Below are 16,816 nucleotides of genomic sequence, written 5' to 3' on the forward strand. Positions count from 1 at the left end.
CCGAAAAGTGCCCGGGCGACCGCGACTGCCCGTTATTGAAATTCAGACTTTCGCTGATCAAAACTCGCAATCAGTCGCCATGCGACGTCACCCCCTCTTTACGGCAGAGGCTGAAAAGAAGGGGCGAAGGCGCGGGAACACGCGTTGCGTCAGGCGCATCAGGCGTTTCCCGCGCATACCGCGATAGATGATTTCCCGTGTCTTAAGATCAAAATGCTCAAGAAATTCTATGACATCGCGTGTCGTGTATTCGCGAACATGACCCATATGGCCCAATGTGCGCAGCTTGCTGAATTCCTCATAGGGATCGGGGCAAACAAACGCGCTTCGGTTTGACAGAACCAGATTTCGAATACCCGCCAAACTTTGCAGGTTTGGGGTCGAAAGAAATAATTGCCCGCCGGGTTTCAGCACGCGGGCCACTTCACTGATTGTGAATATCGGATCAATACGCAGATGTTCAAAAACCTCGTTGAAAATCACAACATCCGCGACGCCATCGTCAAGCGGCACGGGATCCCTCTCAATATCGCATTTCAAAATCTCAAGCGATCCGGTTGCTTCCGTGATCCGGTCAGGTTCAAGATCAAGCCCGATGACCTTAAATCCCGCCGACTGCGCTGCATGAGTCAATAGACAAGGCGCCGACCCGAATTCGACAACCGTGGCACCGTCAGCCGCATTTTCCCGAAGCATCCTCAGGTCGATCGCCAGCCGCTTTCTGTGATTGAGAGTATATTGCGTGAACCAATCGCTGATCGCCTCTGACGGGCGCAACTTCTCATAGGCCGCATCTATCAGAGCAATATCTGCCTCGGTGAAATCTGGCTCAATTGATCGCTTCATGCGCTGGTAACCCTCCCGTTGGGGCAATGACCGGCTTTCTCAACTCGACCAGCCCGCGCATCTCCCCAATTCCAGAAATCTGATATTCCAACAGCGGTTTGATGGCCACCTGCATTATGACGCGCATATCAAGTATTAGCCGCACTGTCCTCTACAGTCTCTAGGAAAGGTAACGAAACTAGACCTAGAGACATCCACTTTGAGAAAGAAAACTTAAAGATCAAAATTCGGACCAGTGAAAAAACAGTCACAAAAGAAATTTTACTACTAAAGCGGCTGGTTGACCTAAATTTCTTACATTCGGTAACTGTTTCTAGAGGTAATCGAGAACCGCTCAAGATTGATTTCTCTCGCGACTTTGGGAAACAGATTGAAGTCATACAGGCTGCAACAGAAGAGAACTTCGAGTCATATTTATGCGTGCTTGACGCTAACACAATTTCTGATTTGTATCGCCTGCACAGTAGCCGGTTGCTCGAAAAAAACGTGCGATCATTTCTTCAATTTCGTGGGGTCAACAAGGGAATTCGTGACACAATTCGGGAGTCTCCAGAAAAGTTCATTGCTTATAATAATGGTCTAACCATAACGGCCACTGAAGCGATTGTTAAAACCCACAAAAAGCGTCAGTACATTGATTCATTGACGGATTTTCAAATCGTCAATGGAGGTCAAACCACAGCATCGATTTACTTTTCCAAAAAGGACGGCCTTGATGTGAGTGCTGTTCGTGTAATGGCAAAAATCAACGTCGTCAAAAGCACCGATCCAGACGAGCTGGAAGAATTGATCTCCAACATAAGCAAGTTTTCAAACAGTCAGTCTCGTGTTTCAAATGTTGATTTACGATCAAGAAACCCGAAATTGCGACAACTCAAAAATTTAAGTAACAGTGTTACTACACCCAGTGGCGCAAAGTGGTTCTTCGAAAGAGCAAAGGGTGAGTTCAACACTAGCCTGCGATTAGCAGGGCGGCGAAAAGGCGCCCAGCAGCAAAAGTTCCCACCGGCGAGACGTTTTTCCAAGGAACAATTGGCTAAGTATCACACGGCTTGGGGTGACGTCCCTTTCATGGTCAAGAAAGGCGGAGAAAAAGTCTTTCGGCATTTTATCGAATTCATTTCTCCTACTGAAGAAGGCAACCCTGGCGTCGAGATAGATAGAGAGTTTTACGAACAACTTGTTGCGAAGATTATTCTCTTCCGGCAAATGGAGAAGATTTACGGTCAGGGGAAGAATTCTATTGGCCAAATCCGTTCTGCGGCGATCCCTTACGCAATTTCGTCTTTATACCAAATGACTGACGGATCGAGCAATGGAGGCAAGTTTGACCTGGAGAAGATCTGGAGAAGCGAAGGTCTTGAGGACGACCTTCGTGATTATCTTCGCAATTTACTGGTGCTCATGAACGAACTGATAAAAAAATATTCGCTGAGTGATGATTTTGGTGAATACTCCAAGAAGCCTGAACTCTGGAGTTCGATCAAAGGCTCTCCCGAAATAGAGGCCTTTTCTTCATCAAACGACACAAAAATCATTCTGGAGCGATACACGGTCCAGAAGTGACGTTTTGCTTATCATGGGCAATTTAGATCGCCCAAACTACAGGTGAAGAACCAGCCTGAAAATCTGATTGCCGATAAAATCGCCAACTGCGGCAAAAGCATCTTTCTACTGAGGGAGCAGGCAAACTGAAACCCACTAAACGCCCACCAAAACGCCGTTTTAAGGGGTGACCACAGCTTTCCGAGGTGGGGTACCACCCAACACTGGGGTGAGCTGGTTGTGTGGGTAGATCTAGCTGGGTATTTCTTACCCTCCAGATCTTTGGAAAGCGGGCATTCATGCAAGTTGCAGCGAACGTCTGCTTCGAGCCCAAAGCGGTCAAACAAACAGCGAAGCTGGAAGAATTCGCCTTCGCACAACGATAAATTCAGCCTTTAGACGTTCTCTAGCTTGTTCAAGCAGTAGTTGCTGCCTGGACGTCTGTAGCAAGTTTTCCGGCAAGCGCCTTCATTCTCTCGACACGGTTCTCTTTGTCTGGCACGATTATGCCACGCAGTTTTTTCTTAACCATGCCAGACATTAGTTTGCCCATAATTTTGGACGAACTTGGCGTTGCAAACCTGATCTTGACCAGTGTCCCTTCCCCGACTTGGACCAGTTCGTTGGTCTCTAACATCGAAAGCCCCATAGGAAGGTTGTATTTGCCGGTCGCGTAGTCACCATGATGCCAGTCGACAATCTGAAATGGGAAAATGTCTTCGCCGTGATAGCAGTGATAGAGCGTTCCAGGTTCAATCTTGTTTTTGTTGGTATGGAACAGTTCGACCTTGTTGGCACCGAGCCATTCGGCACGCAACTCCGGCCGGGTGCAAATGGTAAAGGCTACGTCAGGCGAAACCGGCAGCGGAATGATCCATTCGTCAATGAGAAGGTTATCGGCTGCTTCCACAAACGTTCGCTCCGACAAGCGACGACGGTCCCAAGCAGCACGCATGTCTCGCACGACATACTCAATCTCGCCGATGTGTTCGATGTCCTCGGTGTGGAATTCGGAGCTTTCGAAATAGTCCACGAGATCCATTGCGCGAAGCGCTGCGCAAGAAATCAATGTGTACGCGGTCAAACCAGTACGTTCTTTGACGCCATTTTTGAGAAGTCGAAATGCCGTGATCACATCCTGACCGGCTAATTCTTCACGATCTCCAGTCTTTTGAACGATACATTCACCGTGGTGTACAACGATTTTGAGTTCGAGACTGTCAACGGTTGAACAGGCATCGCATGAGCATGATGTATTGATGAGCATCTTTTCTTTGGCATGTGCAAAGACGCAGTAGAGTTGCTCTGCAAAATCGAGGATGAACTGTTGCGAAACCACCTCGCTTTCCAATGCGTAAGCAAAGATGGCGTCACCTTGTAATCCTGAAACTGCCAATGGAGACCGGATCGAAGGGATCATGCTACCGAACAGTGCCTCCAGAATCCCTTTAGCATGTTCGATGGCTGTTTCGGACATAAATTTCGTGTAACCGGATATATCCGCAATTACGAAATATGCAGTTTTCACACTGTCGACTGTTTTATGCATAGCGTCTTTCCTGTCCTCAATGATCTTCGTGCCGCCCGGCGCTGCTTTTCTTGCTCTAACTCTGCTGATGTTTTATTGCTTGGTGCAAGGGAATTCATTTGAATATGATTTCGGAACCAAGGAACAGATTGATGCTATAGGTTTCAGGTCTTTGCTTTACTGACTTGTATTTTGCTGTCATCCACTGTGTCTTCCATTTGGTCGGCCAAAACTCGATGTTGGCTTTTTGTCTGGCTATACCGGCGAATGTATGTGTCGACTCCGCGTATAATGTTACAAGCACAGTGCGAAATTTTAGTATTAGGAGAAACCCGAGTTACTTACCGCTTGGGAAAACGAAGTTCAGCGCATTTGATTTAATTGAAACCTCAAAGCGTTGATCAATCATCGGCTCGCCGTCCAAATTCATATGAAACGGCCGGGAGGTTTCCAAAACCATAGATCTCAGACGAGAGCGCTGTACTACACCATCCTTGGGATCCGAAATATCCGGCAATCTGCCAAAAGGCAGGTTTTCTGGCATTAATCGATCTGTGGAGAGCACGCTTAAATCGAGTAAGCCGTCGGACACCTCCGCATCAGGCGCCACGTCAAAACCGCCACCCGCATAGCGACTGTTCGCAATCGCGATTGCGGAAATGGAAACGTCATACGGGTCTTCATCATCAATTGAGATTTTTGCGGGAACAGATTTTGCATCAGATAAACGAGCAAGCCCAAACAGCGTATACGCAAGCCCACCAAGTCTTTTCTTCATTTCCTTGGGGGTTGTTGCGGTGATCATCGCTCCAAAACCGCCGCTGGCAACATTCACAAACGGTCTGCCGTTTATGTATCCGACATCGATAGGCCGCGCGTCTTCCGATGCTGCAACTCGAACAGATGTTGCCAAGTCCAACCCCTTATCACCATACGACCGGGCGAAATCGTTAGCCGTCCCCAAGGGAACAAGACCTATCGAGACAGGCGACTTCAACTTCAAAACAGCACTCGCGACCGAGTTCAAAGTGCCGTCACCACCGCCAGCAATTATCCGCGTTGCCCCATCGCCCACGGCTTCTCGAAGTGTCTTCTTCAAGTCTTTTCCTGACCAAGGAATACACACCCTGATACCAAGCTCTTTTTCTAGTGGCCGGACAGCAGAACGCAGATCGGGTCTTGCTGCTGACTTTCTGTTGAGAACTAGCAGGGTACGTTTAGCCATGGTTCTAGCATAAAGCTCTCGAACGTTGGGGCAACCGCTTAGAAAGTTCTAAAAGCAGAGGCGCTCAGGAAACTGAGTTTCTTGGTGCCAGCCAATAGTCTGCTTTGTCCCGCAAGGCAGACGTTCACGGAATTTTTCCGAATGACCGCACCGAGCCCATTCCGGAAGTGGTCCCGTGCTGACGCTCGCAAGTGTGGCAATTCGAAACTCAAAATTGTTAGCAGCGCCGCAGATAGAAGAGCAGACTTTGAATCCACTCACAGGGAAACCAACTGCAGAGATGTCCGAGGTGCAAACTGTGCAGGCCTCTGACCTATCCGTATGAACGAACCAGAACGTCACACGGGCACGGACTCTGGCCCGGGATTCGGCGGCATCGAGTTGTGTCGAAGCGGATTTCGACCACTAGCCAGTCGCCACTCAGGTGTAAATCCTGGCTCAAAGGCCGTCCAGCTCGAGCCTTTGAGAGAGTGTATGCGCATCTGATTTGGGCATGGGAAGAATCAATCGGTCTCCCTCAACGCCTTCAACGATGTTGACCGAGCGAAGCAGGCTTCCATCTACCTTGATGTCAAGCGAACCACCCACAGATGCCTTGGTGAATGCCGAAAGGGCAGCGGCAATGTCAGGGACTAGGCGTAACTCGACAAGAGGCTGGCCATTTGGATCCTCGCGTATTTCGCCACCGACAATCTCCCGCGCCGTTACTACGATCGGTCCAAGTTGAAGGGGTGCCGTTGTGCCATCGATCACGCATATCGGGTAGTTGCCGGGGACCCGGCCTCCGCCCAGATCGAGGCATCGGTCAAGATAGGCGGCTTTCTGGATCACTGAACCAGCCCAGAACGCGGCGCAAACAGCAACAAGTGCAGTGCCTACTACTAAAATTCGCTTTGAAGGCATCGGGATCCTCTGTCTGTTTAGCCGCTTCAGGCGACGGTAAAGGCCGTGTCTTGCGGCTTGACTAGCAACGCAAAATCCTATGCCATGACGGAGTTTCAAATGCAAAACCACAGAAAGGTAAGCTTGGAATGGGGTTTGTGCAATCGATCAAAGTCTGCCTTTCGAAATACGTCGTCTTTTCAGGGCGGGCAACACGTTCGGAATACTGGTGGTTCGTGCTTTTCGTCATCTTGTGCAACATCGTTTTTTCGGTCCTAGACAGGGCGATGTTCGGCGCAAACCCCGAAACCGGCGAAGGCACGAGTGTCCTTAACCCCTTATTTCAAGTCGCGGTTTTCTTACCGATGCTTGCTGCTGGGTGGCGCCGACTGCACGACACCGGACGCCCGGGATGGTACCTTCTTCTACCAATGGCGTTGGGGTTTGCGACCATGGTTGCGATTCTGAGCGGTGTTGCGGTCTTCTCCGTACTGGAGGGCGGCGTAGACGATCCGGAAGTTCTGCGCGGCCCAGCAGCGTTCCTCGGAGTAACCGGGATGATCGTAGTCTGGGTGCTGCAATTGGTCTTGACGGTCATGATGATCTGGTGGCTGACCCGGCCGTCCGAGGAAGGGGCCAACCCCTACGGGCCACCGGCAGCGTGACTAACTTGCCAGATTAGCTGTTGAGATTTGAGGGGAGCCAGAATGAAACGAAAAATGCCTTTAGGCTTTGCGATGGCCTGCGCCATCGCTACGCCAGTCCTTGCAGAGTGGAATTTCGTTGCCGGACCGACAGCAAATGCTTTCATCCAATCCAACGACTCCACGCTGGAGCTCCAATGCGACCGAATTCGCTTTGCGCCCGCGGGCTACGAAGACAGCGAGGACATAGTGGCCAAGCGGGGACTGTCGATCCGTTTCATGCAGGACGGAACGACCGAAGCTGGTGCTTTCCAGGTCGGGCAGGACAACGCCAGCATTCAAATCGTTGACAACTACCCGGTCGAGATCGCGTTCAATGATGCGCAGGATTACGGTTTCGTCCTGGATCAGTTGGCGGCAAATGCCTCGGTCAACCTTTCCATGGTCGAACAGGACATCACCTATGGAATCTTCGACCTCGCGGGGTCCAGTGCAGCCATCAAGTCACTCAGGTCTGCCTGCGGCGGAGCGGCACAGGAGATTGCAAGCACCGAGGCCCCGGAGGGCGTGGTTTATTGTGGCGGCGGTGACGTCAAACGTCAGATCGAATACGTGATCCTCGACACTCCGGATGGCGAATGGGATGCCCTGCTGACCGTTAATGGTAAGGTGACACGGGCCATGACGGCCTACAGTTTCTTTGGCAATGCGGCAGCTCCGAAGGGGTTCGTCGTCGCACTCCTTGGCGAGGATAGATCGGAAACGCTAGTGTTCAGCGATGGTGGCAAAGATTGGCTGGAATATGGGGATTACCAGTATGATAAGTGCAATTGATGCTCTGGCGTGAAACAGAACCGCAGATTGGAACGGCCAAGCCCCTGAGGTTTCTTGGGTTTTGGGCCGCGTCCTGGCTTGCTTTTGTTACGTCGGCGTCATCCGCCGATGTTTCCGATCTTCCCAAACAGCTGCAGAAAAAAGTCGAGACGGCCCGGCAGGCTTGCGCCGAGTTCAACAATGGCACCTTTTACCTCGAATGGGAGGCCGTCGACCGGGTCGATCTGGATGGCGACCTGTACCTCGACTGGGTGCTGAACGAGCGCGGTTTCTCCTGTTCAACGGCGGCCTCTCTGTACTGCGGTACGGGGGGGTGCATGTCGCATTTCCTCGTGGAGGACGTCCTTCATTCCCTGTTTAACCAGGGGTGGGGCCTGGCGGATCTCGGGCCGAACAAGGTTCTTCTAGCGGATGTACACGGCTCGCAATGCGGCGGTATCAGTCCGACGCCATGCGTGACGGCCAGCACATGGGACAGCGACGCGAAGGAATGGCGCACGACAGGCGCGGAATGGGAGTGACCCGCATGGGAAGGCCGATCGACCGCCCAGAAGCGTCTTGCACCGTCCGGCGCTATGGCCAACGGAGTAAATGCACGTGAGAAAGCTGACGCTCATCTCCCTTGTCTTGCTGGGCCTGGGCCTTGCGTTTTGGACAGGATACGCGGTTCAGGGATCGCATGTCGATGAGGACGGCATCCTGCAGGAGCCTTTCCATTTGCTGGCCCTCGGTTGGTTTTTTGTCCTGATCGGTGGCGTTGCGCTGATGGCCGCACTTGTTGCCCGGATCATCAAGAACTGGGGCCGGGCCAAATGAAGACCCAGCTCATGCAAAGCGTTTACTCCGCGGTTCGTTTCGTGCCGCTTACGTCCATAGCGACGCGCGCAAGCTCCCTGACCGCTTGCTGCTTGTTGCTCTGCCTCGGTATGCTCGCTGGGTGCACTGGCTCTGCGCCGAATGTAGCAATCAGCGAACCGGATCCAGAACTGGTTTTCGTGCGAGGCCACCGTTCCGCTTATGACGACTGCAAACTAACCGGCGAGTCAGCCTTCACGGTCGAGTTCTTGGATGATGCCGCAGACCTCGTCACTTGCCCGACGGGGAGCTCTGCGGCGGCAACATTGGTTTCCGAAACATCGGCCTCGATTGTTACCCAGACCAATAGTTACACCCTCTACTCCGTGTCGCGCCGTTGACACTGCGGCATCGTTTTCAGACTCTTCGTGTGATGCTGGAACGAAGGGTGAGCGTGTTTCAATGAACCAGACAAGATCATTGTGCCTGTTGTTAGCCGCTTTCATATGGTCCTCAAGCAAGTTGTGGGCTGAGGCCGTCCATTTCTCTGGTCTTTATGTCCCTGAGGGCCTTTCATGCTCGGACGGCGCGCGCATTTCTGAAGAGTACGGTGATTTGAGGGCCGGTTACGTGATTTACGACGATGAAGGTCGGAAGTCAGACGATAGCTCCTGTGAATACGATCAAGTGCAAGCATTGCGTGGGACTGCAGTACAAATAGTCGACTTGAAGTGCACCTTTGACGGCAAATCATACACCTATCGACAACTCTTGAGCCCGCTGGACTCAAACAGAGTTTTGGTTATCAATCAGGTGGCCGAGGACTCGTCGTCGTTTCAGGTGCTGACTTATTGCGGCTGGGTGCCGCAAAAATGAGCCAACAAGTGCAAATAGGGCTGCAATCGTCTCCTGGGCACTACCTAGCGTTCAAAAGGAGGCTTTTGTGAGCCGTCGCAGGCCGATCACAAAACTCCCTGCTCCGTTCTTGCAGCGTATTGTCTTGAGAGATGATGTGATCGAAGGCAAGTCGGGCTACCCCTATACCTTCCCTGGCTGGACCGTGAGGGCTTCGAGTTGCGCTTCACAACCCCAGTGACCATTCTGGTCGGTGAGAACGGTACCGGGAAATCAACATTGGTAGAGGCCATAGCGGCACTCAGTGGCTACGACGAGGCCGGTGGCGGCAAGGGCTATCGTCCCGTCGATCACGCCCGCGCGATAGACCAGAGCGGTGCTGGGTTGGCCGACGTGTTTCGCGCGAGTTGGCTGCCCAAAGTTACACTTGGCTGGTTCATAAAGGCGGAAACCTTCTTCTCAGTGGCCCGATACCTTGATATCGCTGCGGAAGACAGTGGCAATGCGCCCCCGGACTTCTTGTCATGGAGTCATGGCAAGGGCTTCGTGAGATTTTTCAAAGAACGCATATCGCAACAGGGTATCTATTTCATGGATGAACCTGAAAGTGCTCTGTCGCCGAAGCGTCAGTTGGAGCTTCTCGCAATTCTTGATCGTATTCAGCGAACGGCAATCTCGCAGGTCATCGTGGCCACCCATTCACCGATCCTCATGGCCTTACCGAACGCTAGCTTGCTTGAAATCACGCGACACGGGATTACCAAAACGACATTGGAAGCAACCCAGCACTTCAAGCTTTACCGCGCCTTCACCCGATCTCCGATCGATTTCGTCACCGACGCCCTTCAGGAGATGGAGGCGTCTCGGGAAGACAAATCCGGCAACGGTACGCACCGGCCATTCGATTGATGAACAGAACTCCTTTCCATTGGGCACGGTGTCGCCGTTCAACAAGCCTTAAATGGACAGCTGCTGTGAGGTTGAGTTGAACTTCGGTGCGTCACGAATGAGCTCGCACCCCACGGGCGATCTCGCCAGTATGCGCATTCCGAACGCGTGCACCTGTATGGCGAGGGCAACCTCAGCGGTAGGTAGAGTTCAACTCGGATCCTGCCTATTGTTCATGCCAGCGATATCGCTCGGCCACATGAATCAGAGGAAAAGTATGGCTCGTTGGACATATTTGGCATTGCTCTTGATCGGAGCCATCGGCGACCCCGCAACATCTCAACCTGTTCTGGCGGACGCCAAAGCCCTTCGTCCTTATAGCGAAACAGCTGTTGCGATCACCGGACCGGTGATCCTGTCGAAAAAGCGCATGGTCTTTGAGACTGGTGGGTTTCTCGATCTGAATGTGGTCGACGATGCAGCTTCGGGTAGATGGGGAGCATCTGGCAATGTACCCGTCGCACAAGTCTTCAGGGTCTCAGGAGACGCCGGACAACTTCGGCAACAAAACACGCTTTGTGGGGACCAGCCAGTAACCTTTATGGCAGCTTGGGATGAAGAAAGCTCAGGGTATGCGTACCTGGGCATTGCCATGTTCACCGGAGCGGAAATACCGACTGGGGTCGCCGAAGAGAGCATTTGTGGCACCTTTTTCTTTTCGACGGATGTGGAAAAATAACCTTTTGGTAGGCGATGCAAGGGTAAGTTCAGCTGCCTCGAGACAAGAAGTTGAGTCGCGTCCGATGATTACGAAACGCGATTGCTTCCCGTACTCTTAGACGGGCCAAGAAATTGAACCATTACCCCGCTCTCGTCGCGTGGGTGGAATTTGCGCGATATCGGAGGCAGGCTCGCTGTCCATTCGGAGCCCCGTTCGCATTCGTCTGGCAGCGCCTATCGACGGTTTCCAGCGGCGCGATGCGCTGCCCGAACTGTCCCCGGCAGTTGATCGGTTCTCCGCCCCCTTCGTCACCCAGCAGGCCGGATAGACCTGATCAGGATCAACCTGAGTTGGCTGAAGGGTCGTCCTCCTCCGGCAATGGAACAAGCGGTTCATCATGCGGGAGGTCGATCCCTTCATCACTGGTCACTCTGTCCGAACTCAGATCCTCGGCCGCCGCGGGATCATCCAGCATGGTTGGATCCAGCGTCGGTGCGTCGGTCAGCATATCCGCATCAACACCGAGCGCCGCAGTGTAGGGATTGGCCGGCTCGGAATCCTGTAGCTGTGTCGGAACGTCGGAATGCGGGCCCGCCCCAACTGCATCAAGATAGGCGTTCACCGGGTCGCCTTGATGGAGAGATGAGCCGTCCTGCCCTTGGTGCTCGTCTGGGGTATCGAAGCCTCTGCTATCCTGAATAGCGGGATCGTTCTCGCTGCCTGCCCTCGCGGCGAGAGATACATCCATGTCGTCGGTCAGTCCGAGCGCGGCAGCAGACGGGTCCTGAGTATCGTCGCCAAGCGTCACTTCGAAAACTGGCCCATCGTCACTCGGGGAGTCGTGTTGCTGTGGTGTTACCGGAACAATATCGATACCGATCAGGGTCGTTTGATCGACGTGGTGGCCGCTCGCTCCATGCACGCTCTGGACGTTGATATTGACCTGCACATCTGCATCGGACGTGTGCGCGCCATGCTGGAGGATGTGGAAAGTGTCGGTGTGACGCCCCGATGCTGCTCCGCCGCCGCCGTGTTTGATCACTGCAGATTGCGCTTGGTAGTGATAATCAAAGTGTCCAGTTTGCGGGTTGATGGTCAATGTCCCGTATTGGCCCTGGAGCGACAACACGCCGTGTCCGTGCCCGTTGTCGATCGACCAGCCACCTGATCCGCCGGTCAGTGTGCCGGAAAGATGGGTCGTGCCCGTACCATGTACCTGAGTTGCAGTGGGCGGTGTCGGCGCCGCGGTCACATCCAACGTCGCCGTTGCACTGCGTGTTGCATGTCCGTCCGTGACGGAAATCGTTACTGGGACATCGGTATGGCTGGCGCCAGCTGCGGGGGTAAACACCCAATTGCCGCCAGATTGGTGGAAGCTTCCATATTGCGGGTCGACCTGAACATTTGAGATAGACAGCTGATCGCCTCGGTCCACATCGGTTGCATGAACAGCCGCCAGCAAATCTGCGGTCGAGATGGTTTTACCCGCACCTGGTTGTGTGGCGCCAAGATCTCCCGGCGTTACAATCGGCGCATCATTCGTCCCGGTTATGATGATCTGGACCGGCTGCTTTGTGCCATCCAGCGTTGTGACGGTGAATGAGTCGGTGAGGGTTTCTCCCTCACCAAGCGCTTGAACCCTGCCGTCTGTCTGATCGACCCGATAGGTCCAGTGACCGCGGCTGTCGATCTCATAAGCGCCAAAACCACCGTCCGAAGGTCTGGGCTGCCCATAGTTCGTACGATCGGTGCCGCTCTGTCCCCAATCCGGATCGTGTACGTTGAGGGTTCCGCGGGCCACAGTCCTGGTGTCCTCGACCACGGTCCCAGATGTATCGCCCGTGATCTTGGGAACATCCGCGGTGCCCTCAACTGTAATGTTGACGCGATGAGTCGTGCCGTCGACACCACGCACCTCAAAGTAGTCGTAGATGAGCTCGCCTTCGTGCAGGGACTGCCGCGAAGGAGGCAGGGTGAAGGTCCAGTTTCCGGCGGCGTCGATTGAATAGGTTCCAGCGTTGTGCGGTGCCTGAGCATTTGTCACAGGTACAAAAGCCGCGACGCCACCATCCGGATCCGAGATGTTCAGCTTGCCGGATGTGGACGGAGCGTTGTCCTCCTTGACATGCCCGGAATCTGTTCCCGTGATGATCGAAGCATCGGGCGTTGCGCCAAGCGTGAGAGACGCTTTCTGTGCGGTGTTTCCGCCGTGACCGTCGGTCACCTGATAGCTCAGGCTGACGGGGCCGTTATAGTCCTTGTCCGGCGTGAAGGTGAACGACCCGTCCAGGTTGGACGTGATCGTGCCGTGGCTCGCCGTCAGCCCCGTGACCGACAGCTGATCGCCGGTGTCGACATCCGTCGCATGCTCCAGCAACTGCGCCGCCGTGATCTGTACCGTCTTGTCCTCGGTGCCGCCGGGCAGGGCGACCGGGCCGCTGACGCTGGGGCCGTCATTGGTGCCTGTCACGGTTATGACGAGGTTCTCGGTGTCGGTGGCGCCGGTCTTGTCGGTGACCGTGACCGGGATGGTGATCTGTTGCGGCTGACCCGCCGCAAGATGCTGGTAGGCCGCGTCGGTCGGATCAAAGTTCCAGCTGCCGTCCGCATTCAACGTGAAGCCGGCCGGCGCAGCGCCGCCCAGCGAATAGGTCTGCGTGTCGCCCGTATCCACATCGGTCGCCGACATCTGCCCGGAGACCGCCTTGCCATCCTCCGTCGCCGAGGCCGTCGCGGCAGACAGAACAGGCGCGTCGTTCGTCCCGTGGATCGTGATCTTGATTTGATGGGTTGTTCCATCGGCCGTGCTCACCCGATAGGTAGCATAGCCCTCCTCACCTGCTGCGAGGCTCTGGACCGCAGCATGCGAGTTATCCACTGCGTAATGCCAGTTTCCATAGCGATCGATATGGAGGCTTCCGCCAAAAGGATCAGAGACCGCATGTTCTCCCCATATGGAGTAATGGAAGTGGTTCCATGCGGTTCCGTCGGGATCCGAGACGCTCAAGGTTCCGTCGGCGACAATCGGATGCGCCGAAGACGGTCCGACATTCTTGTCTTCGGTCAAATCGCCCGTATCCGTGCCGGAAACAACCGCGGCATCGCCTACTGGTACGAGGGTCGTCGTGGCTCCAGTATGGGTCACACCGCCATGGGCATCCTTCACGTCATAGGTGAAGTGAACGTTGCCGTTGTAATCCTTTTCTGGGGTGAAGGTGTAGGTGCCGTCAGGGTTGGCGCGGACCGAGCCGTGATCGACCCGCAGCGCGTCGATGGTGAGTTTGCCCGCATCATTGGCGTCCACATCGACCGTGTTGGCGAGAAGCTGCGCCTTGGTGAGCGTCTGCGCCGTGTCCTCGGTACCAGCCCGTAGAACGACTTCAGAAGAGCAATAAGGCCGGTCATTGCTGCCATGGATGGTGATCACGATGTCATGCGGCGTGCCATCCTTGGAATGCACAGTGATCGTGTCGGTGAGCGTCTGATTCTCGCCCAGCTGATCAATCGCCGTGCCGCGGGTGGTGGGCCGCCCGTCAAAGAACCGCGACTTTCCGACGTCAGCGCTGTAGAACCATTCGCCATTCTCGCGGAGCATCAGGTCTCCGTACGTGCCGTGATATGTGTATCCCGGCCCATGGGTATCGAAGGACGCCTCGCCAGCATCGGCATCGATAATCGTCAATGTCCCAGAAGCCTTGATAGTTTCCTGATCGAGCGTCGACATACCCAGCTGATGCTGGTCGGGCGACATGTCCACTCCAGCTGTGTTTTCCGTCACATCGCCGGTATCAACGCCGCCAATAATGGCAGCGTCTCCGACTGCCGCCAATGTCAGGTTGGCGGTTTGCGCGGTGTTTCCACCATGACCGTCGGTGACGGTGTAGCTCAGTGTCACTGGGCCATTGTAATTGGCGTCCGGCGTGAAGGTGAAGCCGTGGGCCGCGTCGCCGGTGATGGTTCCGTGGCTGGCGCTCAGCCCGGTCACCGAGAGCTGGTCGCCGGTGTCGATATCCGTGGCATGTGCCAGCAGCTGGGCCGCTGTGATCTGTACCGGTTTGTCCTCGGTCCCGCCGGGCAGTGTGACCGGGCCGGTGACCGCCGGTCCGTCGTTTGTTCCGGTGACGGTGATGGTCAGGTCTTGCGTGTCTGTGGCGGTGCCGTCAGTGACCTTGACGGGGATGGTGACCTGCTCGGTCGCGCCTGCGGCAAGGTGCTGATAGGCCGCGTCGGTTGGATCAAAACTCCAACTCCCATCGGGGTTCAGCGAGAACCCGGCGGGTGCCTGGTGGCCCAGAGAATAGGTCAGCGTGTCTCCTGTATCCACATCTGTCGCCGACATCTGACCCGTGACCGAGGACCCGTCCTCGGTGGCTGACGCCGTCGCGGCCGTCAAAACAGGCGCGTCATTGGTGCCATGAACCGTAATCTCAATCTGATGGGTGGTTCCGTCTACCGAACGGATCGTCACAGTGTCCTTGACGGTCTGTCCAGCACCAAGCTGTTGTACGACCGCCAGCCGATTGTCGAGGTAGTAGATGAAATTGCCATCCGGCTGCAATAGAACGTGACCGCCAAGCTGTGTATCATAGCCAACACCCGCAGATGTCTGCGGTCCTATGTTGCCATCAAACCGCGCCTCGCCCGGATCCGGGTCAGAAATGTCAAGCTTCCCGTACACCTGAAGTTCGTAATGTGTGTTGATGTAGCCCCTGTCCTCGGTCACCGAAGGAATACTAGCATCGGTAATTGTCGCAGGATCGCCGACCGCAGCGAGCGTTGTGGTTGCTCCGGTATGGGTCACCCCGCCATGGGCATCCGTTACGTCGTAGGTGAAGTGGACCGCGCCGTTGTAATCGCGGGCGGGCGTGAACGTAAAGGTGCCGTCGCCATTGTCCCGGATCGAGCCGTGATCGGCTCGCAGCCCTGCGATGGACAGTTTGCCTGCATCATTGGCATCCACCTCGACCGTGTTTGCAAGCAATTGCGCCTTGGTCAGTGTTTGTGCGGTGTCCTCGGTGCCGGGCGCAAGCGTGACCTCGGACGCACAATAGGGGGCATCGTTACTGCCGTGGATAGTGATCGTGATGTCATGCGCTGTGCCGTCCTTGGAATAGACGGTGATCGTGTCAGTAAGCGTTTGCCCTTCGCCCAGCTGGTCAATCGCACTACCGCGCGTGGTCGGGCGACCGTCAAAGAAGCGCGCGTTCCCGGCATCGGCAGAATAGAACCATGTGCCATCCGCTCGAAGATTTAGGTCGCCGTAGGTGCCATGATAGGTGAACCCGAGCCCATGCGTGTCGAAGACAGCTTCACCCGCGTCCGGATCAAGAATCGTAAGCTGGCCGCTTGCATTCAGTGTTTCCGTTCCCAGCACTCCGATGCCCGGCTGGTGCTGATCAGGGGACTTGTCCACGCCTGCAGTGTTCTCTGCGACACTCCCCGTATCCACACCGCCAATGATGGCCTTGTCGTCGGTGCCGTTGATGGTGACGGTGATCTGCTTGGTGGTGCCGTCGACGGTGGAGACGGTCAGCGTGTCGGTCAGCTGCTCGCCGGTCTTCAGCGCCTGTACCGCCGGCTGGCCATTGTCGAGCGTGTAGCTCCAGGTGCCATCGGGCTGGACGGTGAAACTGCCATGGGCGCCGGCCGCGCCGGTCTGCGGCACGAAGCTCGCCTGGCCCGCATCCGGGTCGGTCACATCCAGCTTGCCGCCGGTCGAGGTCAGCTTGTCCTCGGTCACCGCGCCCACCGCGGTGCCGGAGATCGCGGCCTTGTCGTCGGTGCCGTTGATGGTGACGGTGATCTGCTTGGTGGTGCCGTCGACGGTGGAGACGGTCAGCGTGTCGGTCAGCTGCTCGCCGGTCTTCAGCGCCTGTACCGCCGGCTGGCCATTGTCGAGCGTGTAGCTCCAGGTGCCATCGGGCTGGACGGTGAAACTGCCATGGGCGCCGGCCGCGCCGGTCTGCGGCACGAAGCTCGCCTGGCCCGCATCCGGGTCGGTCACATCCAGCTTGCCGCCGGTCGAGGTCAGCTTGTCCTCGGTCACCGCGCCC

12 protein-coding genes are annotated in these 16,816 nt (G+C 55.3%); 7 read left to right on the forward strand and 5 right to left on the reverse strand.

Annotated features, from left to right (window positions below; translation table 11 throughout):
- Window positions 1-87: 87 nt before the first annotated feature.
- Window positions 88-846 (reverse strand): bifunctional 2-polyprenyl-6-hydroxyphenol methylase/3-demethylubiquinol 3-O-methyltransferase UbiG, encoded by a 759-nt coding sequence (locus GOV88_RS06965; protein WP_171211695.1) that lies wholly within the window; start codon window positions 844-846, stop codon window positions 88-90.
- A 420-nt stretch (window positions 847-1,266) separates the two neighbouring features.
- On the opposite strand from GOV88_RS06965, the gene GOV88_RS06970 reads away from it, so the two are divergent.
- Window positions 1,267-2,412 carry an AIPR family protein gene (locus GOV88_RS06970; protein ID WP_217358911.1) on the forward strand — a complete coding sequence of 382 codons (1,146 nt, stop codon included), beginning with the start codon at window positions 1,267-1,269 and terminating at the stop codon, window positions 2,410-2,412.
- A 394-nt stretch (window positions 2,413-2,806) separates the two neighbouring features.
- On the opposite strand, the gene GOV88_RS06975 is transcribed toward GOV88_RS06970, so the two are convergent.
- The 3 genes from GOV88_RS06975 to GOV88_RS06985 all read right to left on the reverse strand — a co-directional run bounded on the left by GOV88_RS06975 (window position 2,807) and on the right by GOV88_RS06985 (window position 5,975).
- Window positions 2,807-3,940 (reverse strand): DUF2652 domain-containing protein, encoded by a 1,134-nt coding sequence (locus GOV88_RS06975; protein WP_171124897.1) that lies wholly within the window; start codon window positions 3,938-3,940, stop codon window positions 2,807-2,809.
- A 316-nt stretch (window positions 3,941-4,256) separates the two neighbouring features.
- Entirely contained in the window at window positions 4,257-5,144 is an 888-nt protein-coding gene (locus tag GOV88_RS06980) for a YegS/Rv2252/BmrU family lipid kinase (protein WP_171124895.1), read from the reverse strand.
- 438 nt (window positions 5,145-5,582) lie between these two features.
- Complete coding sequence (locus GOV88_RS06985; protein ID WP_170385925.1) at window positions 5,583-5,975, reverse strand: hypothetical protein; 393 nt, start codon at window positions 5,973-5,975, stop codon at window positions 5,583-5,585.
- Between the two features lie 200 nt (window positions 5,976-6,175).
- On the opposite strand from GOV88_RS06985, the gene GOV88_RS06990 reads away from it, so the two are divergent.
- From GOV88_RS06990 to GOV88_RS07015, 6 genes are all read left to right on the forward strand, one after another.
- On the forward strand, window positions 6,176-6,691 hold the full coding sequence (locus tag GOV88_RS06990; protein WP_170386721.1) for a DUF805 domain-containing protein: 516 nt from the start codon (window positions 6,176-6,178) through the stop codon (window positions 6,689-6,691).
- Between the two features lie 42 nt (window positions 6,692-6,733).
- Window positions 6,734-7,504, forward strand: a complete 771-nt coding sequence (locus tag GOV88_RS06995; protein WP_170386722.1) for a hypothetical protein — start codon at window positions 6,734-6,736, stop codon at window positions 7,502-7,504.
- Window positions 7,504-8,025 carry a hypothetical protein gene (locus tag GOV88_RS07000; protein ID WP_170560367.1) on the forward strand — a complete coding sequence of 174 codons (522 nt, stop codon included), beginning with the start codon at window positions 7,504-7,506 and terminating at the stop codon, window positions 8,023-8,025. The genes GOV88_RS06995 and GOV88_RS07000 overlap by 1 nt, the downstream gene beginning before the upstream one ends.
- 76 nt (window positions 8,026-8,101) lie before the next feature.
- Complete coding sequence (locus GOV88_RS07005) at window positions 8,102-8,320, forward strand: DUF3955 domain-containing protein (protein ID WP_217358912.1); 219 nt, start codon at window positions 8,102-8,104, stop codon at window positions 8,318-8,320.
- Window positions 8,321-9,391: 1,071 nt separating this feature from the next.
- The gene (locus tag GOV88_RS07010; RefSeq protein WP_217358913.1) at window positions 9,392-10,063 is read left to right on the forward strand and encodes an AAA family ATPase; all 672 of its coding nucleotides are present in this window, start codon (window positions 9,392-9,394) and stop codon (window positions 10,061-10,063) included.
- Between the two features lie 256 nt (window positions 10,064-10,319).
- Window positions 10,320-10,781, forward strand: coding sequence for a hypothetical protein (locus tag GOV88_RS07015; protein WP_171239958.1), 462 nt, complete (start codon window positions 10,320-10,322; stop codon window positions 10,779-10,781).
- A 322-nt stretch (window positions 10,782-11,103) separates the two neighbouring features.
- On the opposite strand, the gene GOV88_RS07020 is transcribed toward GOV88_RS07015, so the two are convergent.
- Window positions 11,104-16,809 carry a VCBS domain-containing protein gene (locus GOV88_RS07020; protein WP_217358914.1) on the reverse strand — a complete coding sequence of 1,902 codons (5,706 nt, stop codon included), beginning with the start codon at window positions 16,807-16,809 and terminating at the stop codon, window positions 11,104-11,106.
- Window positions 16,810-16,816 lie beyond the last annotated feature (7 nt).

This window comes from Ruegeria sp. HKCCA5491 (assembly GCF_013034565.1).
Lineage (GTDB): Bacteria > Pseudomonadota > Alphaproteobacteria > Rhodobacterales > Rhodobacteraceae > Ruegeria.